The organism is Paraglaciecola sp. MB-3u-78 (assembly GCF_002835935.1).
Lineage (GTDB): Bacteria > Pseudomonadota > Gammaproteobacteria > Enterobacterales > Alteromonadaceae > Paraglaciecola.
On the sequence record NZ_PJCF01000006.1, the window covers coordinates 605,880 to 627,297 of the forward strand.

General features: G+C 42.9%; 19 protein-coding genes. 7 read left to right on the plus strand and 12 right to left on the minus strand.

Annotated elements, in window-relative coordinates; genetic code table 11:
- Positions 1–2: 2 nt before the first annotated feature.
- The 12 genes from CXF95_RS17175 to priA all read right to left on the minus strand — a co-directional run bounded on the left by CXF95_RS17175 (position 3) and on the right by priA (position 11,266).
- Positions 3–1,469, minus strand: a complete 1,467-nt coding sequence (locus CXF95_RS17175; protein WP_101199808.1) for a monovalent cation/H+ antiporter subunit D family protein — start codon at positions 1,467–1,469, stop codon at positions 3–5.
- Positions 1,466–2,956, minus strand: coding sequence for a monovalent cation/H+ antiporter subunit D family protein (locus tag CXF95_RS17180; RefSeq protein WP_101199809.1), 1,491 nt, complete (start codon positions 2,954–2,956; stop codon positions 1,466–1,468). The genes CXF95_RS17175 and CXF95_RS17180 overlap by 4 nt, the downstream gene beginning before the upstream one ends.
- Before the next feature lie 5 nt (positions 2,957–2,961).
- On the minus strand, positions 2,962–3,321 hold the full coding sequence (locus tag CXF95_RS17185; protein ID WP_101199810.1) for a cation:proton antiporter subunit C: 360 nt from the start codon (positions 3,319–3,321) through the stop codon (positions 2,962–2,964).
- Entirely contained in the window at positions 3,318–4,298 is a 981-nt protein-coding gene (locus tag CXF95_RS17190; RefSeq protein WP_101199811.1) for a DUF4040 domain-containing protein, read from the minus strand. Before CXF95_RS17190 ends, CXF95_RS17185 begins: the two co-directional genes overlap by 4 nt.
- Positions 4,295–4,636 (minus strand): monovalent cation/H(+) antiporter subunit G, encoded by a 342-nt coding sequence (gene mnhG / locus CXF95_RS17195; protein ID WP_101199812.1) that lies wholly within the window; start codon positions 4,634–4,636, stop codon positions 4,295–4,297. Before mnhG ends, CXF95_RS17190 begins: the two co-directional genes overlap by 4 nt.
- On the minus strand, positions 4,629–4,904 hold the full coding sequence (locus CXF95_RS17200; protein ID WP_232787898.1) for a monovalent cation/H+ antiporter complex subunit F: 276 nt from the start codon (positions 4,902–4,904) through the stop codon (positions 4,629–4,631). The genes mnhG and CXF95_RS17200 overlap by 8 nt, the downstream gene beginning before the upstream one ends.
- A 2-nt stretch (positions 4,905–4,906) precedes the next feature.
- The gene (locus tag CXF95_RS17205) at positions 4,907–5,425 is read right to left on the minus strand and encodes a Na+/H+ antiporter subunit E (RefSeq protein WP_232787899.1); all 519 of its coding nucleotides are present in this window, start codon (positions 5,423–5,425) and stop codon (positions 4,907–4,909) included.
- On the minus strand, positions 5,422–5,844 hold the full coding sequence (locus CXF95_RS17210) for a Rap1a/Tai family immunity protein (RefSeq protein WP_232787900.1): 423 nt from the start codon (positions 5,842–5,844) through the stop codon (positions 5,422–5,424). Before CXF95_RS17210 ends, CXF95_RS17205 begins: the two co-directional genes overlap by 4 nt.
- 402 nt (positions 5,845–6,246) lie before the next feature.
- Positions 6,247–7,578 carry an ATP-dependent protease ATPase subunit HslU gene (gene hslU / locus CXF95_RS17215; protein ID WP_101199815.1) on the minus strand — a complete coding sequence of 444 codons (1,332 nt, stop codon included), beginning with the start codon at positions 7,576–7,578 and terminating at the stop codon, positions 6,247–6,249.
- 82 nt (positions 7,579–7,660) lie between these two features.
- Positions 7,661–8,185 carry an ATP-dependent protease subunit HslV gene (gene hslV, locus CXF95_RS17220; protein ID WP_101199816.1) on the minus strand — a complete coding sequence of 175 codons (525 nt, stop codon included), beginning with the start codon at positions 8,183–8,185 and terminating at the stop codon, positions 7,661–7,663.
- 196 nt (positions 8,186–8,381) lie between these two features.
- The gene (locus tag CXF95_RS17225) at positions 8,382–8,939 is read right to left on the minus strand and encodes an SPOR domain-containing protein (protein ID WP_101199817.1); all 558 of its coding nucleotides are present in this window, start codon (positions 8,937–8,939) and stop codon (positions 8,382–8,384) included.
- 146 nt (positions 8,940–9,085) lie between these two features.
- Positions 9,086–11,266, minus strand: a complete 2,181-nt coding sequence (gene priA, locus CXF95_RS17230) for a primosomal protein N' (protein ID WP_101199818.1) — start codon at positions 11,264–11,266, stop codon at positions 9,086–9,088.
- Between the two features lie 189 nt (positions 11,267–11,455).
- Here priA and rpmE point away from each other — a divergent pair, with 189 nt between their 5' ends.
- From rpmE to CXF95_RS17265, 7 genes are all read left to right on the plus strand, one after another.
- Positions 11,456–11,668, plus strand: coding sequence for a 50S ribosomal protein L31 (gene rpmE / locus CXF95_RS17235; RefSeq protein ID WP_007638226.1), 213 nt, complete (start codon positions 11,456–11,458; stop codon positions 11,666–11,668).
- A 1,023-nt stretch (positions 11,669–12,691) separates the two neighbouring features.
- Positions 12,692–13,939 (plus strand): malic enzyme-like NAD(P)-binding protein, encoded by a 1,248-nt coding sequence (locus CXF95_RS17240; protein ID WP_101199819.1) that lies wholly within the window; start codon positions 12,692–12,694, stop codon positions 13,937–13,939.
- 145 nt (positions 13,940–14,084) lie between these two features.
- Positions 14,085–14,495 carry a VOC family protein gene (locus CXF95_RS17245; RefSeq protein ID WP_101199820.1) on the plus strand — a complete coding sequence of 137 codons (411 nt, stop codon included), beginning with the start codon at positions 14,085–14,087 and terminating at the stop codon, positions 14,493–14,495.
- A gap of 278 nt (positions 14,496–14,773) precedes the next feature.
- Positions 14,774–16,624 (plus strand): sigma 54-interacting transcriptional regulator, encoded by a 1,851-nt coding sequence (locus tag CXF95_RS17250; RefSeq protein ID WP_101199821.1) that lies wholly within the window; start codon positions 14,774–14,776, stop codon positions 16,622–16,624.
- Positions 16,625–16,642: 18 nt separating this feature from the next.
- On the plus strand, positions 16,643–19,243 hold the full coding sequence (locus CXF95_RS17255; RefSeq protein ID WP_101199822.1) for a TonB-dependent receptor: 2,601 nt from the start codon (positions 16,643–16,645) through the stop codon (positions 19,241–19,243).
- A gap of 48 nt (positions 19,244–19,291) precedes the next feature.
- The gene (locus CXF95_RS17260) at positions 19,292–20,494 is read left to right on the plus strand and encodes a CaiB/BaiF CoA-transferase family protein (RefSeq protein WP_101199823.1); all 1,203 of its coding nucleotides are present in this window, start codon (positions 19,292–19,294) and stop codon (positions 20,492–20,494) included.
- Positions 20,494–21,396: a hydroxymethylglutaryl-CoA lyase gene (locus CXF95_RS17265; RefSeq protein ID WP_101199824.1), complete on the plus strand. Its 903-nt coding sequence runs from the start codon at positions 20,494–20,496 to the stop codon at positions 21,394–21,396. Before CXF95_RS17260 ends, CXF95_RS17265 begins: the two co-directional genes overlap by 1 nt.
- The last annotated feature ends 22 nt before the right edge of the window (positions 21,397–21,418 follow it).

The window sequence follows — 21,418 nt, forward strand, 5'->3', positions numbered from 1 at the left end:
TACTATCCCAACCCCTGCACTACTTGGCTTTCCAATTCGATTACTGGACCGTTAAACAAAAAGAAAGCGAGTGTCAGAAGTGCGGTTAAACACAATGCTAATACGGCTAAAAACGGTGCCTCTCCATGTTCTTTGCCACCTTCTTTTTCACGTTCAAACCAGACCATGTATAAAATAGGTAAAAAGTAAGCTGCGTTGAGAACAGTACTGGCAATGATAGTGAATACGGCTACTAGATTGTTAGCTTCGAATGCGCCCGCTAAAATATACCATTTGGAGACAAAACCGCCTGTGGGTGGCACACCGATCATACTCAGCGCTCCGATCGTAAACGCCGCCATGGTCCATGGCATACGCCTACCAATACCCCGTAATTGATGAATTTCGGTTTTCTTGGAGGCAATATAAATAGCACCTGCCGCAAAGAATAAAGTTATCTTTCCGAAAGCGTGAGCAACCATATGTATGGCGGCACCTACCTCTGCTAACGGTTTTAGTATAGCTGCGGCCATCACCACATACGAAAGTTGGGCAATAGTAGAGTAAGCAAGTAGGCGTTTGATGTTGGTTTGCCGTAATGCCACTAAGCTTGCTGTAATGATGGTAAATGCTGCAGCATATAACAACCATTGTGAGCTGGAAGCTTCAAACAGAAAATCAATTCCAAATATGTAAACGATAATTTTTGTTATAGTAAAAACACCCGCCTTTACCACTGCAACGGCATGCAATAAGGCGCTCACTGGCGTAGGTGCCACCATAGCTGCAGGTAGCCATTTGTGGACCGGCATCACTGCTGCTTTACCCACACCAAATACGAACAGGCCTAGAAGTAAACCAATCTCAGGATCATTCAATTTACCAGCGAGGATACCCCCAGTGGTAAAATCGCCTGTTCCTGCCACGGTGTAGGTCCAGATTATCGCAGGCAAAAATAAACCGATGGATGTGCTAAGTAAAACACCTAGATAAATTCTTGCTGAACGCACTGTAGCAGCATCACCTTTGTGGGCTACCAGCGGATACGTAGAAAGCGTTAACAATTCGTAGAATAAAAATAAAGTAAACAGATTGCCGGCAAAAGCGACACCAATAGTGGCGGAAAGAGCAAGGGCGAAACAGGCAAAAAAGCGTGTTTGGTTTTGCTCTTTGTTGCCACGCATGTAGCCTACGGAATATATTGAGTTGATAAGCCAAAGACCAGATGCCAAGGCAGCAAATAACATGCCCAGCGGTTCCACTGTAAAAGCAATGGTAAGCCCCGGCATCACCTGACTTACCTCTACTGAGGGACGTCCACCATCCATCAGAATTGGCAACAGTCCCCAGACTACCCAAATCAATGACAGTGAGGTAATGGCAGTGGCTGCTTCACGCAGGTTAGGACTTATGCGCCCAGCAAGAGCAATAGCTAGTGCGCCTAATAATGGAATGCCAATGGCGACTAATATTGCGGTTTCTGGTGTCATCGTGAGCCCTCTAATAGCAGGGCTGCAGCACTATTTGCTAGCTCTAATGGAACCTGCGGAAATAATCCAAAGTATATGTTCAGCACCGCAACCAGCCCAGTAATCAGTAATAGTTGTACTGGTGCTTCAGATAGCGGGGCTTCTCCTTCAACAGGAGCCTGGAAGTAAAGTGCTTCAACGATGCGCCAGATATACACTACTGCCATCAATGAACTAACAAGAATAATAGCGACTAAGCCCCAGCCCCAAGGTCCGGTCTCTAGTGCTGCATTAATTAGCATCCATTTACTGATAAATCCTGCGGTACCCGGGACACCGATTAGGCTTAAACCACAGACCACAAAAGCGGCGCAGGTCCAAGGCATACGAGTGGATGCACCACCGAGTTGGTCTAGTCGCAAGTCGCGATATTGGTAGGCTAGGCAGGCAACAGCAAGAAATAGCCCCCCTTTTGCTAACGCATGGTTGAATATATGCATGGCACTGGCACTTAACCCTGCCATGCTCACAAAACTAACACCCAGCAAAATATAGCCAATTTGTGCAATAGAAGATGAAGCAAGCAACCTCTTAAGATGGCCTTCAAACATAGCGACTGCTGAGGCGATAAGTATCCCTAGAATGGCTAGGGGCATCATAAATATTGCGAATTGGATTTCGTGAGCATCAAGCGTGGCTTGAAATACCATGTAGTCAAAGCGTATTAATACATATAACGCCACCTTGGTGGCGCAAGCCGCGAGAAACACTGTCACCATATGTGGTGCATGTGTATACGCATTTGGGACCCAAACATGCAGTGGAAACACTGCCGCTTTAAGAGCTAAACCGATAGTAATGAACCCTGCTGCAACAAGGATTGGATTGATATCGGTAACATCACCAATCCGCGCCTCCATATCAGCCAAGTTAAGCGTGCCAGTCATCATGTAAATAAGACCCACACCAATAAGGTAAAAGGTTGCACCTATTGTGCCCATCATCAAATATTTGAAAACAGCAGGTAGCGCGCGACGGTCAGGACCACCCGCTATCAATATGTAGCTAGCGAGTGATGAAATCTCCATAAATACAAAGATATTAAAGGCGTCTGCTGATACAACTATGCCTACTAACCCAGACAGAACAAGGAGCCAAGCCGAGTAGAAAAGGGGGTGACGTTCGACTTCTATTTGTTGATCAATGCTGGGTTTAGCCCCTAGTAGGGCGGCTGCTGCTGCGCCCGTAATGACCAGTAACACCAGCGCACTAAACGCATCTACAGACAGGGCAATACCATAAGGTGCAGGCCAGCCACCCATGGCATACTCAATGGTTTGACCGTCTAATACCGCAATGGAAAGGGCCACGGCAATGGCAAAACTGAGCACAGCAACGGCAGTTGCTCCCGCCCATGCTAGACCACGTGGTTGTAATAAGACTATAAGTGGGGCCGATAACATCGGAACCACAACTTGCAGTGCAGGAAGGTGTGCTAATAAATCCATAGTAGTTAGTCGGCGTCCAAAATTTCGTTTTCTTCGATAGTGCCGTAACATTCACTGATACGCACCACCATGGCCAAGCCTAATGAGAGAGTCGATACCCCCACAACTATGGCTGTTAGTATCAAGACTTGAGGCAGAGGGTTAGAAAATATTTGATCTTCTACACCCTTTTGTATGATGGGAGCCGTGCCGCCTTCTACCTTGTCCATAGTGATATACATAAGGAATACTGCTGATTGAAAGATGGATAATCCAATCAATTTTTTGATTAGATTGGTTTTATTGATGACTGCGTATAATCCCACCGTTAAAATGATAGCGAACACCCAATAATTGAAATATCCCAGTAGTTCTAAAAAATTCATGACAATATCTCACGGGCTGCAAAAGCATGGAAAATAGCCAGAAGGGCTCCACAAACGGCCATGCCCACTCCGGCCTCAATAATTAAAATACCCAGCTGCTGTCCAAATATAGGGTCGGCTGCCAGTACAGAATAATCTAGAAAAGCGCCGCCCATAAACATACAAGCCACTCCAACACCGCCATACAGTAGCGCACCACCTATAACCATACCCAGTAACACTCCACGAGGTATTGCGCGCAGCGCTTCAGATTCGCCTTCAAGCAAAGCGTAAAGGATGACACCTGTGGCAATAATAGCGCCAGCCTGGAATCCTCCGCCTGGACCATACTCACCATGAAATTGCACGTACAGACCAAATAGCACTATAAACGGGATCAGTAACCGACCGACCACTTGAGGTATCAGATGATGGCGAAGACCACTATTCTTTTCGGTCACTTTTCGAGTTTTCCGTGGAGGGCTCACACCAAGAATAAATAAGACCCCAATACATGCAGCGAAAACAACAAATACCTCGCCAAGTGTATCGTAACCTCTGAATGAGCTCAGAATAGCGGTGACTACATTGGGGATATCGATATATTCAGTAGTTTTCTCTATATACCACGGAGCAATATGTTGATGCACTGGGGCATCTGGGTCGCCAAGCCTTGGTTTATCAAAGGTTGCGTAAATAATCAGCAGTGCCAGCACGCCCACAGTACCAAAAGCTACCCAACGTCCTCCCTCTCGAGGTTTCTCCTTGTCATCAGTTAGCGCTAATGCATACAGAAAAATGACTGTTGTTACTCCAGCACCCACCGCGGCTTCTGTTAGCGCTACATCGGCAGCGTCCAGAATAAAAAAGTTGGCAGCCATCAGTAAACTGAAGATAGATGTCAGCATAACTGCAACGAAAAGATCTTTAGTGCGCACAATAGCGATCGCGGTAATCACGAGTAGGGTGAGTAGAAACAACCCAAAAATGAATATCATTCTGGCGTGTTTTCCTTGGGTTTGTCGCTAGCAGTTCCAGCGTCTGGTTTGAGACCGGATAACAGTGCCGCATTGGCTAGCGCATAGGTAGCGGTTGGCCCCGTTAACAGTAGAAATAGCATGATAGCGAACAGCTTTAAAGTGGCCAAAGTTAAGCCGGCTTGTAGCATCATGCCAACAAAGATTAAAATGGTTGCCATGGTATCAGTAAGGCTGGCGGCATGAATTCTGGTGTAAAAGTTTGGCAGGCGCAGACCGCCAATGCCGCCGATCAACACACAGGCACCTCCTAAAGAAAGCAGGATCCAACTTAGAATATCCAACGCGATATCAATCATCTTTGGACCCAGATTCTTTTCGTGCGCGATTTTGGAAGAACTCCAATACCGCAAGGATCCCAACCATATTGATTAGGGCGTAAGCTAGTGCAAGATCAAGAAAATCTGGCCGACCGTAAAGAAAAGCAATAACAGACAGCAGCAATACTGTCTTGGTGCCGAATACATTGACCGCCAGTACACGGTCGTAAACACTTGGGCCCATTAGAGCTCTAACGAGGGCTAAGACCATGGTTACCAAAATGGCGATAGAGACGAGAATATACATGCCTATTTGCGCTCCAGTGCGGCGGCTCGACGATTGGCTTCGCCTTTTTGTAATTCACGTGCACCTTCGTTGGTTAGGCAGTGAATCAATAGTTTCCCCTCATGTAAATCCAAGGTGACAGTCCCCGGAGAAAGCGTAATCGAATTGCCAAGGATCACCTGACCCACATCAGTTTGGGCTTGGGCTTCTAGCACAACCACTGTGGGACTTATAGGTAGGGAGGGTTTTAGTATCAGCTTGGCCACATCTATGCTTGAAACAATAATTTCACGTAGCAACCATATCCAATAACCGGGCAGGCGGGGCAAAAGTCCAAGCAATGCCTGATGCCGGAAAAACCCCATGCGGTGGGCTAGGTAAACACTAAGCACGCAGGAGAAAACGCCTAATCCCACGACCAGTGGTTTGTAAAGACCTGACCAAAGTAGCCAAGTGATAGAAAGAATAAGTAACAACAGCAAAACAGACGAGAGACGAGCCTCACCTCGCTGCAGCATATGCGGGGCTCGAGTTAGACTCATTGTATACAGGGGTAATTATTAAGTAGTGATTTGTATACGGCTTCCATAGCAGGTTCATCTTTTGTTTTACTATGTTGTTGGACTGCCAGATCGGCAACAACAACGGCAACAACATCACGAAGTGGCAGTGGGTCACCAAGGCAAAAACCGGCCAGTTTTGCAGCTCGAGAACGATCAACACGGCCTGGCATACGAGTGCGCATCGCACGATCTGCAAAGGTCTCATTGCCAGAAATAGCATTTTCGGCATTCAACATGACACGGGCATCGGTCGCAATGGCCCCGTCTATAAAGCCTTGAATATAACGGACACAGTACTGGCCATCTACGCCTTCCGGATCAGTTTTAAGTAATGCACAGTGGGATGCCAATTCCTGAGAAGAAAGTACTTCCAGTGCATTGGCCGAAGTTACTGACATTAATTGCAGTAACAGGAGCGCGCAGCCAAGCTTGGAATAGCGCTTTGCAGTATTACGTAGACTTGAATGTTTATTTTCTAGATACATGGACAGAGACCCATTGCTAACATTATGAATAGTATGAACTATTTACCGAGGGGTGCAAGCATTTGCGAGTGAGTATCAGTAAGTTTGAGTGAACGCATATTTTCTCGTACTTTTGTTATATTTTGAACGACAACTTTATACTGCTGTTGTTGTGATTTGGATCTGAAGTTGCCTAATAACGATTAATAAATTAGTTGAGCACTAATCTGCAACTGCCAGATTAAATTTAGATACATTCTTATAAAAAATATAGAGTCGATATTTAAATGCCATTCAAGTTGAACGGCATTTATATTTTATTTATTGGTTTGAAATTTACAGAATAAAGCGACTTAAATCTTCATCGTCTACTAACTTCTCTAAGTGATCGTCAACGTATTTAGCATCGACAATTAACGATTCGCCACTTTTTTCAGAGGCGACGTAAGATATCTCTTCCATCAGTTTTTCCATGACAGTATGCAAACGTCTGGCACCAATGTTTTCGGTACGTTCATTTACTTTCCAGGCGGCCTGAGCGATACGCTCTATACCTTCTTCAGTAAATGACACATCTACACCTTCGGTTTTCAGAAGAGCAACATATTGTTCGGTAAGCGATGCGTTTGGCTCAGTCAAAATGCGCACAAAATCGTGAGCAGTCAACGCGGAAAGTTCAACACGAATGGGTAAACGGCCTTGTAGTTCGGGAATTAAGTCTGAAGGTTTGCACATTTGAAACGCACCAGAAGCAATAAACAAAATATGATCGGTTTTGACTGTGCCATGTTTAGTGGACACGGTCGAACCTTCAACTAAGGGCAATAAGTCCCGTTGTACGCCTTCACGGGATACGTCTCCACCGCTGGTCGAGCCTTCCCGCTTACATATTTTGTCAATTTCATCAATAAACACTATGCCGTTTTGTTCAAGTGACTCTATAGCGGTTTGTTTCAGGTCTTCTTGATTGATTAACTTGCCAGCTTCTTCGTCGATTAGTAATTTAAAGGCTTCTTTAACTTTAAGTTTTTTCTTTTTATTTTGACTACCCGACAAATTTTGAAACATGCCTTGTAGTTGATTGGTCATTTCTTCCATGCCTGGAGGTGCCATTATTTCTACGCCAACTTGAGGCGCGGCAACGTCTAGCTCAATTTCTTTATCATCTAACAAACCTTCACGGAGTTTTTTGCGGAAAATTTGTCTAGTGCCCTTATCCTTATGCTCTTCCTTATCATCAAAGGCATTTTCTGGTGGTGGTAATAATGCATCTAAAATACGTTCTTCTGCCGCTTCTTCAGCGCGGAACTTTACTTTGCTTTTGGCTTGTTCTTTGGTCATTTTAACCGCGATGTCAGCCAAGTCACGAATGATAGTTTCGACTTCTTTACCTACATAACCCACTTCCGTAAATTTTGTGGCTTCGACTTTAATAAAAGGTGCGTTGGCTAATTTGGCTAAGCGACGTGCAATTTCGGTTTTTCCCACACCCGTTGGGCCGATCATCAGTATATTTTTAGGGGTCACTTCTTGGCGCAGCTCCAATCCAAGCTGCATTCTGCGCCAGCGATTTCGAAGAGCAATAGACACTGCACGTTTTGCATCTTGCTGACCGATAATATGACTGTCCAATTCGTGGACGATTTCTCTTGGGGTCATTTCTGACATAAATAAAACCTTCTAATTTGGGTAATCGACTGGCGATAAATGTATTCAACGCCAGTCAGGAAAAGTGTCTTAGCCGATATGGTTAATAATCGATTGTTTCAATTGTTTGGCTATGATTCGTAAATACGCAAATATTGCCCGCTATGGTCAAACTTTTTTCGGCTATTTCTTTGGCTGATAATTCGGTGTTATCCAACAACGCCATAGCGGCTGATTGGGCAAAGTTGCCGCCAGAGCCTATGGCAATTAGGTCATTTTCTGGCTGTACTACGTCGCCATTTCCAGTAATGATGAATGAGGCTGTTTCGTCTGCAACAGCTAGGATTGCCTCTAGTTTGCGTAACATACGATCGCTACGCCAGTCTTTTGCTAATTCAACGGCTGCACGTGTTAAGTTTCCTTGATGCATTTCAAGTTTAGATTCAAAACGTTCAAACAAGGTAAACGCATCAGCTGTGCCGCCAGCAAAACCCGCCAACACTTTATCATTATATAAGCGACGTACTTTTTTTGCGTTGCCTTTCATTACGGTATTGCCAAGTGATACTTGACCATCGCCTGCTATTACAACTTGATTATTGCGGCGTACAGATACAATTGTAGTCACGAAAATTCCTTGAATGTCCAAGGACAACAATATAGGTATACACGAAGGTTTACATAAAGGTTGTCAGAGCTAAGAGTGGGCTATTGTCTTCTTTATCAGAGGAACAATGCCAGATGGATTAGATGTGGGGAGTATTCTGTTTTTTTCAAGCCGCAAGCAGTTGCTCACGACTTGTAATATTCAGTGTCCGATTTTATTAGAGGTTCCAATTCCAAATCTTACAGCCGTTAATTTTTGCACGTTGCAAAGTATGGCGGTGTTTTTCGGCTAAGCGTTTGCTGTCATAAGGACCAAGGATGACACGATACCACACTCCTGACGTCCCTTTACTGGACCTAACTTGTGCTTCTAAACCTTGAAAGGCAATATTTGCTTTAAGCGCTTGAGCCTGTTCCTTTTTTCTAAACGACCCACACTGGATTAGACGGCGCACTGTTGGTACGTCTTGCTCTTTATGCTCTATTTTGACAGTGAATTCTGGCAAGCTTTTAATAAATTCCCATTCTTCCTCTGGAATATCAGGCATTGATTTTTTTTCGTTTTGGGCTTGCTCAATGCTTGCGTCATCCTTGGATATCTCTTCAGGCGCGGTACCTTTGATACTCCATAAAAAATAGCTAAAACCGGCCACCAATGAAAGGGTGATGACGATCCGCAACCAAGGTAGTGAATGTAGTGAATGTAGTGAAGGTTTGGGAGGAGGTGGAGCTTGTTTTTTGCTGCGTCCACGAGCCACGTAATCTTTGTGAGCCATGTTTTAAAAAGTACTGCATAGAAATAAGGGCCATGATGTTACCTAGGTTCACAGGATCCTCAATCAGAATTTGCATTATTATTGAATATAACCTGAACTCTGGTTAAGACTTGCTGCTGGACGGTATGGCTTATCCAGAGTTCAGGTTAACTAAAATCCTGCGGATCGATATCTAACGACCAGCGAATTTTATTGGCCAAGTTTAATGTTTCGATCTGTTTGATTTGTTGCCCAATGGCTTTTTGTAAGGTACTACGCTGCGGACTTTGTAATAATAATTGCATTCGATATTGGCCTTGTCGTTTTTCCATTAAAGCTGGAATAGGGCCGACACAATCCACAGCGCTAGCAGCACAGAATAGATGGGAAATTTGTTGTAAAAAATCAAAAGCATCGCGGGCGCTTAATGCCTGTGCTTTGAATAATGCTTGAAACGTATAAGGTGGCAAATTTGCATGTTGTCTCTCCAATAAAGCATATTGCGCAAAATGTGCGTAGCCGTTATTAATCAAGTCCTGTAATAACGGATGACCAGGGTCGTGAGTCTGCAACCACATTTCACCGGGTTTTTCTGCACGCCCTGCACGTCCTGCGAGTTGCGTGATAAGTTGCGCCAAATGTTCTGCTGCTCGATAGTCTGCACTAAACAGTGCACCGTCAACATCAAGAATAAGCACCAGTGTGACATTGGGAAAGTGGTGACCTTTAGACAAAATCTGTGTGCCAATGAGGATTTGATGCTCGTTGTTGTTAATACTATTGAGCATGTTATCTAGTTTGTTTTTGCCTCTAGCGCTGTCACTATCTATTCGAATGCTGCTGTACTGTGGAAAATAAGCGGCTAGTCCTTGTTCCAATTGTTCTGTACCGACACCCATCGAAGTCAGCTCATTGGATTGGCATTGTTGGCAATTCTTAGGGATCGACTTAGCGCTACCACAGTGGTGGCATTGTAATTTGAACAACTGTTTATGCACAGTGAACGGTTTGTCACATCGCTTACAGTGTTCAACAAAACCACATTGATGGCACATAAGGGCTGGCGCATAACCCCTGCGATTAATAAACAACATCACCTGACTGCCTTGCTGCAAATGCTGACTCATACGATCCAACATGCCCTGGGCCACACCAAATTTCAGAGGCTGCTGGCGAATGTCAAAAACGTGTTGAGTAGCGAGTGATGCATTGCCAGCTCGCTCATGCAATTTAAGGTGTTGATATTTACCGGTTAGTGCATTGTTTAGTGTTTCTAGCGCTGGAGTTGCCGAACCCAATACCAGCGGTATATTTTCTTCACGGGCGCGCATCACCGCGAGATCACGTGCGTGATAACGTAATCCATCTTGTTGTTTATACGAAGAATCATGCTCTTCATCAACAATTAGCAAACCAGGTTTAAGCATGGGTGTGAATATTGCGGAGCGGGTCCCTATAATGATACCTAACTGTGCATTGGCACTTTGTTGCCATACCTGAAGGCGTTCATTATTGTTAAGTCCTGAGTGTAAAATGCCTACATCAATACCGAAGCGATATTTAAATCTATGCACAGTTTGTGGTGTAAGCCCAATTTCGGGCACTAAAATCAGCACTTGTTTACCTTGTTTAAGCACCTGTTCTATTGCCTGTAGATACACCTCTGTTTTACCGCTACCGGTAATACCGTCTAACAAAAAACAGCCATATTGGTCGAGTTTTGCTTCAATGCAACTTATGGCGATGGCTTGCTCTACATTGGCCATAGGTTTGTCTTGGATGGTTAGATCTTGTTGCCATGTTGATGCTGTAGATGGGGTTTTTTCAATGAGATTGATTAAATCTTTTTCTACTAAAGATTTAATCACAGCCGCGCCAAAATCAGCTTTGGCCTTAGACTTAATCATATCTTGGTTACGCAATGACTCTACTAACGAGCGCTGTTTCGGTGCGCGGGACAAACTGTTTATATCTGCAGACTGGCCAGCGTCGCTTAATGTCCAATATTGAATCGGTTTTGCCAAGCTTGACTCACCTTTTCTAAGCGCTACCGGGATTGCCGTTTGAACTACGTCACCAATGGGGTGTTTATAATATTGAGCCAACCAGTTGCACAGTTTAATTAATGTTGGATTAAATATCGGTGTATCATCTATTACCGTTTCAATGGATTTTAGTTTACTGATATCCCAATCTGACTTTTCGCTTATTCCCCAAACCACACCTATTAATTTGCGAGGACCAAAAGAAACACGCACACGAACACCCACAGGTAACGCTGTACCTTCATAGATATAATCGAACAATTGACGCTTCGGAATAGGGAGCGCGACACTAAGTATTGCCATTTTTTTACTGTATAGCCTTTGATTGAAGAGGTGGTTTGGGTATAAAATCAACAAAACCCTTGATCGCCTAAGCCCGTTACATTAATATGCGCGCCACTTTGCGGCAAGCCACAAAGCTTTTTAATTTAATTTTCGTATGGTGTTCAACTTCGGGTTGGATAGCGATGCGGCCTGACGAAGAGGTAACCCATGAAACAAGATATCCATCCTGATTATCAAATAATGACTGCAAACTGTTCTTGCGGAAATATTATCAAAGTACGTTCTACTTTGAAAAAAGACCTCAACTTAGACGTATGTTCGTCTTGCCATCCTTTCTATACTGGTAAGCAACGTAACGTCGACACTGGTGGTCGTGTTGATAAATTCAACAAACGTTTTGCTGGTCTTAAGAAAAGCTAATACTTTTTTTAGTCTGACAATACACCGAAAAGGCGCTTGTTTAGCGCCTTTTTTGTGTCTTTTTATCAGTACATCCCACTTATACTGAAGTTAAAGTGGCTATCACTACTAAGTCACCAGTTAACAGCAACTCATACTAAAGTTGTAGTTTAATCTCTACTAAGTTCGGTTATTATCAAAAAGATTGTGGTATTGCTGAGTCTATGCGTTTCAAAACCATCAAGAATACCACTACTACTCTTACACTTATTGCTATTTGTTTAATGTGTGCAGCAGTGCTTATCTTTCTTGGGTTGAGCAAACAACCTTATGGCGAAGACTAAAACACATAAACTAAAATTAAAAAAAATTGGAGAAACGTAATTAAAAAACTCCCTACGATTGACGAAGCACTCACTGAAATTTTAAATGATTTAGTTGGTTATTCATGGCCTAGTAATATATTAGAATTAGAACTTGTCCTTGAACAGGTTATTGCATCTATAAATATGCCGGAAAACCCCTCAATGATTAAGCACGCATTGCGTGAGATTTCCCCTGAACTCTTTATAGAAAAAAATTAATACTGGTTGAATTTAGGTTAGGAAAAAAAAGCGCTGGAACTGGTGGTAAACCCAATACATTGATGTGGCTCAATAGATCCTAATACCTAGGTTAAGACCATAATATTTTTAACTTGGTATAGGTAATGACCACACTAAGAAATATTCAAAAGAATTCAAACTAGCTTGTTCTGCTTTGATTCAACTCGCTTAAGTTTTGTGTTCAATGGGGAAACTACGAAATATCAATACTAATTATAATGGCTATATAGAAATACTGGTCTGATCTGATATGTTCAGTGGCTAATGCTGTGTTACATTCCAGCAACAATGTTGTTTAACGCTTTGTTTGGTGGGACTTTCATATAAGAGCCCTTTTTTAGAAGAGCATATTTATATAAAAGCATTCATTTATGAAAACACCAATAAACGTTTAAACTTGCCGTCAACATTTCTTAATTTTAAAAGGACTGACAACATCATGTCTGATTTCCGCCAACAAGCCCTTGATTATCATTCCAAACCTGTACCAGGAAAAATCAGCATTGAGCTCACTAAGCCTGCCGAAACTGTCACCGACTTAGCGCTAGCATATAGTCCTGGTGTGGCTGAGCCCGTTAGAGAGATTGCAGCCGATCCCGATGCTGCTTATAAATACACTGGCAAAGGAAATCTAGTGGCGGTTATTTCAAACGGCACGGCCATTTTAGGCTTAGGTAATTTAGGTCCTCTTGCGTCCAAACCCGTTATGGAAGGTAAGGCCTTGTTGTTTAAACGTTTTGCCAACATCGATTCTATTGATATTGAAGTGAAACATACTACAACGGAAGAATTTATTAACACTGTCGCCAGTATTGCAGATACCTTCGGTGGGATTAACCTTGAAGATATTAAAGCCCCTGAATGTTTTGAAATAGAGCAAGAATTAATTAAACGCTGCGCCATACCTGTTTTTCATGATGATCAGCACGGTACTGCTATAGTCACCGCCGCAGGCATGTTGAATGCGTTGGAAATTCAAGGTAAAAGTATTGGCGATGCGACTATTGTGTGTCTAGGCGCGGGTGCTGCAGCTACCGCTTGCATGCAGTTATTGATTAAATGTGGTGCAAAACGCGAACGCATCTACATGCTTGATAGACAAGGTGTGATCCATACTTGTCGTGAAGAACTCACCATCCACAAAAAGATGTTTGCCAATAACACAGACAAACGCACCTTAGAAGATGCCCTAGATGGCGCAGATGTATTTATTGGCGTCTCTGGACCTAATTTATTACCTCCTGAAGCATTGAAGTTAATGGCGCCTAATCCCATCGTTTTTGCATGCTCGAATCCTGATCCTGAAATTAAACCTGAGTTGGCCCATCAGGTACGGGATGACTTAATTATGGCAACAGGGCGCTCTGACTATCCTAATCAAGTGAATAACGTACTGTGTTTTCCGTTTATTTTCCGTGGCGCGTTGGATGTGCGTGCCTCTAAAATTAACGATGAAATGAAAATTGCTGCGGTAGATGCCATTCGCAGCATTGCTAAAGAAGACGTGTCCAAAGAAGTACTGGCTGCTAGTAATATAGATAGTCTTAGTTTTGGTAAGGACTACATTATCCCTAAACCAATGGATCCACGACTCTTGAAACGTGTGGCTCGGGCAGTGGCTCAAGCCGCTATAGATTCAGGAGTGACAGCCATAAAAGAGTTACCTCTAGGTTATATGCAGGAGTAAATACAAAGAACACATGGCCTCAATGTTGCTAGCCTCAATACTAATAACAAGTACTAGTTAGTAAAAATTGATATTAATAGCAGCATGACACTAGCAATGAGATTTTGACTTAAAATGTCATCTGCATGTAACAGGAGTCAAAGTCATGTCCACAGTCAATTCAATCCATCATTTAAACTTTGTGGTGCGAGAACTCGCGCCACAGGTTGAGTATTTACGCACCCTCTTGCAGTCTGAGCCTATCATCGAAGACTTACCCACCAGACAAGTTAAAACCGCTCGTTTTTGTTTGTCAGGGGTATGGATTGTCCTTGTGCAACCCTTATCAACGGAAGGTGAAGTGGCTCGAATTTTGGCCGAACGAGGAGAAGGACTGTTTTTATTATCATTCAACGTAGATTCTTTGGATGAGTCCTTGGAAACGTTATCTAAGCAGGGTATTTATTCAGATAACAAAGGTAAACGACAGGGATTAGATAATTGGACAATTCAAGATCTTGATTGCCCCAATGCATTAGGTCCGATTTTACAACTCTGCCAACTGATTTCTAAATAGCAAATCTCTTTATTATTCATTCAATTTGAAATATTATTTTTCAAATTGAAATGAAAACCATCTAAAAATTCTTCGTTAGTTTGATTATAAATTTTCAAACTAACATTTAGCGCCATTAAAAATGGGCTATCAACTATAAATTGATGAAAATGGCATAACTAATGCTATCTAAAGCTATCTTTTATTCAACTTGAAAGTTGGCTAGTTATTTTGCATCAGCTTTTGTTCACTTTTATACAACCTCTAGTTGTCAGTCCTCCGGATCTGGAGAGAGCATTGTGAATAAAGTGAATACAAAACCCCAAGCAGTGAGGATTTTAATCTTTGGTCATAAAGAATTTAGTCAGCTGATGACAAGTGTCTTGCCCGAATTTGGGGGACAGGCAAAATTTAAATTATTCGATGCCATAGTCGGCAGTGTATCGGAAATAGATGAACATATTAGTAGTTTTTTACCCGATGTAATTGTCAGTGCTGGCTCTAATGCAGCCTACTTGAAGTCAGCCTTAGATTTACCCGTTGTATCCTTAGATTGCAGTGTCATAGATATTATTTCAGCATTAAAACGTGCTGCCCAAGTGGCTCGCAAAATAGTGATGATTAATTTTGCTGAAGCGTCACCTGTTGTGCCCGTGTTAGAAGCGGCATTGAATGTCACGGTGCAAGAGGAAATTTATACCACTGCCGAACAAGCCCGTGAATTATTTCAGTTAACACGTCAGCAGCCCAATATTGCCTATGTCGGGGCTAGTTTGGTGTGCGGTTTGGCTACCCAACATGGTATCCCTTCTTTTTTGTTATACAGTGCGGACTCCTGTCGCCAAACCATTGCTAGTGCCATTCGAATAGCCAATGAACAGTTAGTGACGAATCAAGGTGCTGCGTTAACTAATTGGTTGTTGAAACAATCAAAAACACCGATTTTTATGACCGACGAAGATGGTCAGTCTATTATTTTTAATCAAGCCGCTAGGCATGATTTAGGTGTGGAAAACGACAACTGTTCAGATTTAGAAAGTCTCATTCACTCCGAAGAAATAACCCGTCCCACAGACGGCGAGTGTCGAATTCAAGGGATTGACTGGTGGTTCCATCAAGATTGTGTGATGACAAAAGGTAAACCTCTTTATATTTACCAATTATATAGAAAAAAGCCTAAACCAGAAAAAGCCAAAGCCTCCTCTCGTCACAAATTAGTCTTTGAGTCATCCGCTATACAAAAAGTGATGCAGCAGGTCAGGGCATTTTCTTCTTCACCCAGTAATGTATTAATTTATGGTGAATCTGGAACAGGTAAGGAGCTTATTGCTCGTTCGGTACATGCAGCTAGTCCATTTTCAGAAGGTCATTTTGTCGCCCTTAACTGCTCATCCATCCCTACTGAATTGTTTGAAGGAGAACTCTTTGGGCATCGGGATGGTGCCTATACTGGAGCCAAGCGAGGTGGCAGGAAAGGACTCATCGAAGAGGCGCAGGATGGGGTGTTATTTCTTGATGAAATCAGTGAGCTTGCACTTGATCAACAATCAAAGTTACTGCGGTTTTTGCAAGAGCGTCATTATCGACCTTTAGGCTCTAATGAAGAAAAGCCTGCCAATTTAAAAGTGGTCGCTGCATCCAATAAAGAACTTAAACAGCTAGTCGTAGAAGGCAAGTTTCGGGAAGATTTATTTTTTAGACTCAATGTATTTAATATTGATATCCCACCTCTACGGGAACGCCCTGAGGATATCTCGAGTATTGCACAGCAGAAACTTTTTCGCTTTATCAGCAGTTATCAATCGCAGTTTACAGTTGATGAAATACTCACTGAAATCTTAGGTGACTTAGTGAGTTATTCGTGGCCGGGTAACGTACGTGAATTAGAAAATGTCCTTGAACGGGTTATTGCATCTATACAGATGGCAGAAGATCTCTCAAAGATTAAACATATTTTGCAGGAGATTTCCCCAGAACTATTTTTAGAAACAACATTTAATAACGACCAAGCATTGGTTAGAAAAAAAGAGTTACAACTGGTGGTGGACACCATGCATAGATTCAATGGCGATAAGCAACAGGTCGCCCAGTACCTTGGGTTGAGTCAAACAACCTTATGGCGAAGATTAAAACACATAAATCTAAAATAAAATAATAGGAGAAATACAATGGCAACACTCCGTAAAAGCGCGCTTGCAACAAGTATCTTTGTCGCTCTGTCCGCAAGTAGTTTAGTTGGAATCAATCAAGCGGTAGCTCAAGAGACGGCTGATCAAGAAGACGATTTTGAAATCATCAGTATTTCTCGTAAACGACCAGAAAGTCTGCAGGAAGTACCTATTGCCGTCACTGCTATCTCTGAAAAGATGATTGATAGTGCTGGCATCGAACGTCCTGGCGATTTTATTGGGCTTATTCCTAACGTGACTATGGTTGATGCAGCAAACGTGGGTGATACGCAAGTGACCATTCGCGGCATAGTATCGACCCGTGATGCTGAGGGTACTTTTGCCTATGTGGTAGATGGTGTGTTGATGACTAACCCAAACAGTTTCAATGAAGAATTATTAGATGTATCACAAATCGAAGTGCTTAAAGGCCCACAAGGTGCGTTGTATGGTCGAAATGCTGTGTCGGGTGCGATAATAGTCACCACTAAAATGCCAGCAGATGAACTAGAGGGCAGGGTCACCTTAGGCGTAGGAAATAACAATAGCCAAAGAATAAATGGTGTGATCAGTGGCCCATTATCAGAAAACGTTCGTGGTCGCTTAACCGCTAGTTATAAAACCACAGATGGTTTTTATGAAAATACTTTTACTGGTGCAGATGATTCAGTTGATTATCTTGAAGATACTAATATCCGCGGTCGTTTGATTTGGGATGCTAGCGATGATTTAACCTTAGATTTTCGTGCCAGCATGGGCAAGGTCGAGGGTGGTGCAATCAACTATAACGCTGTGTTTGCGTTACCTTCATTTGTGGCTAATGGATTTGATCCCGCTTTTAACAAAGACGTGAATGATGTCGATATTAAATTTGCTTTTAATGTACCAGGCGTCAATAAACAAGACACCACTGAGTTATCTTTAAAAGCTGACTGGGATCTAGATGGTATGGATGTCACCGCCGTTTTAGCTTACAACGATTTAGAAGAAGACCTACTGTCTGATGGGACCAGTGCCACCTTCTATGGTTATGAATTGACCCCTCAGTGTCAAACCGACCGCGCTAGCCTAAACAATACACCCGGTGCATTAGGTGGGGCAGATAGAACTGACTTATTCGGTGATTTTTTTGCACCTTTTGGCGTATTTCCTCCTGGCGTAGAGTTCACTGGGGTTTACGGACCCTTTACACCCTTATCGTGCGATGGTTATCAGTATCAAGAGCGAAGCCAGTCTGATATTAGTGGTGAATTACGTTTTACCTCAGACGATAACGATGCAGACTTAAGATGGATTGGTGGCGTCTATTTTGCCGAGATCGAACGTGATGTAGTCGTTGCTTATGGTGCCGATACGGGGCAAGGTTTCTTGAGCCAAGCTTATGTGCCACCCACTGGCCCTAATCCAACTGATTTACTATTCTCTGACACCTTTGATACCTCAGTAATGTCTGCATTTGGTCAGCTTGAATATGATTTGAGTGAGCAATGGGAATTAGCTGTAGCGCTTCGTTATGACTACGAAGATAGAGAAGTAAATAATAACGTACCCAATGTGACTGCCTCTGGACTGAATGTGAACACTTATGTTAACGGTGTATTAGGCCCAATTAATCCAGCCTTTAACGCTAATCCAAATGGTATTCCGAATCGAAACCGCTCATTTAGCCAGTGGCAACCTAAAGTTACTTTAGGTTATGCGGCGAATGACAACCTTAATTGGTATGCCAGTTATGGTGTAGGTTTCAGAAGTGGTGGGTTTAACTCTATCGGCACAGAAGCGACATTAGACTTTTGGTTTAATGCCAATGGTAATGGAACACCTGGTGATGCGGTGAATGCACAGCTCATCGTTAAAGACGAATACGATAAAGAAGTCACGACTAATATCGAGCTGGGTTTCAAATCGAAGATGATGAACAACAAAGTGAAACTGAATGCGGCTGTGTTCTCAACCACTGTTGATGATAATCAATTCTTTGAATTTTTCGCGGGGCCATTTGGTCTATTGCGTGCTGTGACCACTATCGAAGAATTAGCTATTCAAGGTTTTGAATTAGATCTCAGTGCCCAAGTGACTGAAGACATCACAGTATTTGGTGGTATGGGTTTATTGGACAGTGAAATTAAAGAAAACCGCAATCGTCCACTTTCTGTGGGTAATAAGGCTCCCCAAGCCGCGGATGAAACGTTTACTTTTGGAGTAAGCTGGGATTACACACTGACTGCTGATGTATTTATGACTACTCGATTAGATTGGCAGTATGTAGGCGAAACTAACTTCCATACATTACAAGGTACAGGACCCGAAGAAACGGCACAAAGTTTACCCACTATTTGGGACTTTTTTGGCACTTTGGGCGGCGGTGTACCTCCCGGTCCACATCCAGTTAACTTTGACAACGCTAGTCGTGATGCCTACAGCACAGTTAACCTAAGAGTCAGCTTTGACGCCGAAAATTGGAACTTAGCTATATGGGCTAAAAACTTAACGGACGAGAAATATTTGCAAGAAGTTATTCCTACTCCTGAGTTTGGTGGTTCTTTCATCCAACCTTCAGCACGTGATGCTTACGGTATCGACTTTACATATCGTTTCTAGTGTGTGGGAGCCGCAAGGCTCCTCTATTATTTATTGGAGTAGTTTACAGTGACTAATAAACCATTGTCAGGCACACGTATTCTTGATTTAACGCATATGTTATCTGGACCTTATTGCGGCATGATATTAGCCGATTTAGGAGCAGAGACCATAAAAGTTGAACCACTTAAGGGAGAGGGAACCCGCAAACTCTTAGCCACAGATCCAGAAAATTCTATTAATGGCATGGGGGCATATTTTATTACCCTTAATCGTAATAAACAAAGTGTTTGTATCGACCTGAAAACGGCCAAAGGCCTCGAATTATTTTATGACTTAGTGAAAATATCTGATGTGGTGATCAATAATTTTGGCGCAGGAGTGCCAACACGACTCAAAATTGATCATGCACATTTAAAAGAAGTGAATCCTCGTATTATCAGCTGTTCTATCACCGGTTTTGGTAACGATGGTCCAGGTTTTAAACGTCCGGCTTTTGATCAAGTTGCCCAAGCTATGGGCGGTGGTATGTCCATTACTGGTGCCAATGCGGATCAGCAAGTGCGAGCGGGTATACCTATTGGTGATTTAGGTGGTGGAATGTTTGCTGTAATGGGCATTCAAGCGGCATTGCTGGAGCGGGAGAAAAGTGGCGAGGGGCAAGATGTGGATATTTCTATGCTGGATTGCCAAATATCGTTATTAAATTATATGGCAACCATGCATTTTATCTCAGGTAAGGATCCCTATCCAATTGGTAATTCACATTTTGTGCATGTGCCATACAACACATTCAGCACCAGCGATGGACAAATTGTTATCGCTGTTATCACCGATAATTTTTGGCAAAATCTGAAACAAGTGGTGCAAATTGATGGTTTAGATAAACCTGAATATGATACCCAACCAGGTCGTTTTAAAGATCAGCATTTTATTAATGCCACATTAAACGAAACACTATCAACCCAAAGCTCTAGCCACTGGTTGGCGTTGCTTGAAGCTGCGCGTATTCCTTGTGCTCCAGTGAATAAGTTTTCTCAAGCACTGAGTGATCCCCAAGTATTACATCGTAATATGGTAGTGGAGTTATCTGACCCGCAAGGGCACAAAACCAAAGGACCCGGTAACCCTATTAAATTTTCTAGAAGCAACGAAGAAAGTTTTAGTGCTGCGCCTGCTTTAGGTGAACATACCAACAAAGTATTACATGATTTGTTAGGTATGAGCTCAGAGGATGTTGCCATTCTAAGAGCTGCAGAGGTGGTGAGTTAATGGTTCCCAATTACATAACAATTAACGATGTAGGCCCTCGAGATGGTTTGCAAAATCAGCCTAAATTATTAACTAAAGAACAACGACTGAGTTTAATCAGTGCATTGATAGATGCCAAAGTACCTGAGATAGAGGTGGGGGCTTTTGTCTCTCCTAAATCAGTGCCAGCTATGGCCGGTACTGCTGAGTTATTTGCGGCACTTGAAAACAGCACAAGCTTATTGTCTGCCTTAATACCCAATATGAAGGGGTTTGAGTTAGCGATGTCAGCACAGGTTCCGGTGATGTCATTAGTGGTTGCTGCATCAAATACCATGAATCTGAAGAATATTCGTATGTCCACAGAGGATAGTATCAGAGTCAGCAAAGACGTACTAAAAGTGGCCAAAGAACAGGGAGCAAATGTACAAGCTTATGTGGCCACCGCTTGGGCCTGTCCTTTTGAAGGAAAAATTGGTGCAGATAGTGTGTTTAGTGTCACTGAAAAATTACTGCAAGCGGGTGCTTCAAATATCGTTATCGCAGATACCATTGGTGCTGCTAACCCTTTAGAGGTCAATCAGCTGATGGAAGCCATGGCTAGTCGTTTTGATCTTGCTCAGTTGTCCTGTCATTTTCATGACACCAGAGCCATGGGTCTCGCCAATGTTTATGCGGCGATAACAGCAGGAATAAGAAAGTTTGATGCGTCCATCGCCGGACTAGGCGGCTGTCCATTTGCACCAGGTGCCAGTGGTAACGTGGCCACCGAAGATGTCGTTATGATGTTAGAACAAATGGGATTCTCTACGGGTATCGATATGGCACTCTTAGTTAAAGCGGCAGACTTAGCCATCGAATTGACTGGTACTGCTAAAGGCGGCAACGCCAAACCCTGGATTGAAAATTATTATCTTAATTAATCGGCATACTAAAAGTCGCCGG

Coding starts and splice junctions, on each gene's coding strand:
- CXF95_RS17175 (WP_101199808.1), bottom strand. CDS start 1,469: ATGACACCAGAAACCGCAATATTAGTCGCCATTGGCATTCCATTATTA.
- CXF95_RS17180 (WP_101199809.1), bottom strand. CDS start 2,956: ATGGATTTATTAGCACACCTTCCTGCACTGCAAGTTGTGGTTCCGATG.
- CXF95_RS17185 (WP_101199810.1), bottom strand. CDS start 3,321: ATGAATTTTTTAGAACTACTGGGATATTTCAATTATTGGGTGTTCGCT.
- CXF95_RS17190 (WP_101199811.1), bottom strand. CDS start 4,298: ATGATATTCATTTTTGGGTTGTTTCTACTCACCCTACTCGTGATTACC.
- mnhG (WP_101199812.1), bottom strand. CDS start 4,636: ATGATTGATATCGCGTTGGATATTCTAAGTTGGATCCTGCTTTCTTTA.
- CXF95_RS17200 (WP_232787898.1), bottom strand. CDS start 4,904: ATGTATATTCTCGTCTCTATCGCCATTTTGGTAACCATGGTCTTAGCC.
- CXF95_RS17205 (WP_232787899.1), bottom strand. CDS start 5,425: ATGAGTCTAACTCGAGCCCCGCATATGCTGCAGCGAGGTGAGGCTCGT.
- CXF95_RS17210 (WP_232787900.1), bottom strand. CDS start 5,844: ATGTCAGTAACTTCGGCCAATGCACTGGAAGTACTTTCTTCTCAGGAA.
- hslU (WP_101199815.1), bottom strand. CDS start 7,578: ATGTCAGAAATGACCCCAAGAGAAATCGTCCACGAATTGGACAGTCAT.
- CXF95_RS17225 (WP_101199817.1), bottom strand. CDS start 8,939: ATGGCTCACAAAGATTACGTGGCTCGTGGACGCAGCAAAAAACAAGCT.
- priA (WP_101199818.1), bottom strand. CDS start 11,266: ATGGCAATACTTAGTGTCGCGCTCCCTATTCCGAAGCGTCAATTGTTC.
- rpmE (WP_007638226.1), top strand. CDS start 11,456: ATGAAACAAGATATCCATCCTGATTATCAAATAATGACTGCAAACTGT.
- CXF95_RS17240 (WP_101199819.1), top strand. CDS start 12,692: ATGTCTGATTTCCGCCAACAAGCCCTTGATTATCATTCCAAACCTGTA.
- CXF95_RS17245 (WP_101199820.1), top strand. CDS start 14,085: ATGTCCACAGTCAATTCAATCCATCATTTAAACTTTGTGGTGCGAGAA.
- CXF95_RS17255 (WP_101199822.1), top strand. CDS start 16,643: ATGGCAACACTCCGTAAAAGCGCGCTTGCAACAAGTATCTTTGTCGCT.
- CXF95_RS17265 (WP_101199824.1), top strand. CDS start 20,494: ATGGTTCCCAATTACATAACAATTAACGATGTAGGCCCTCGAGATGGT.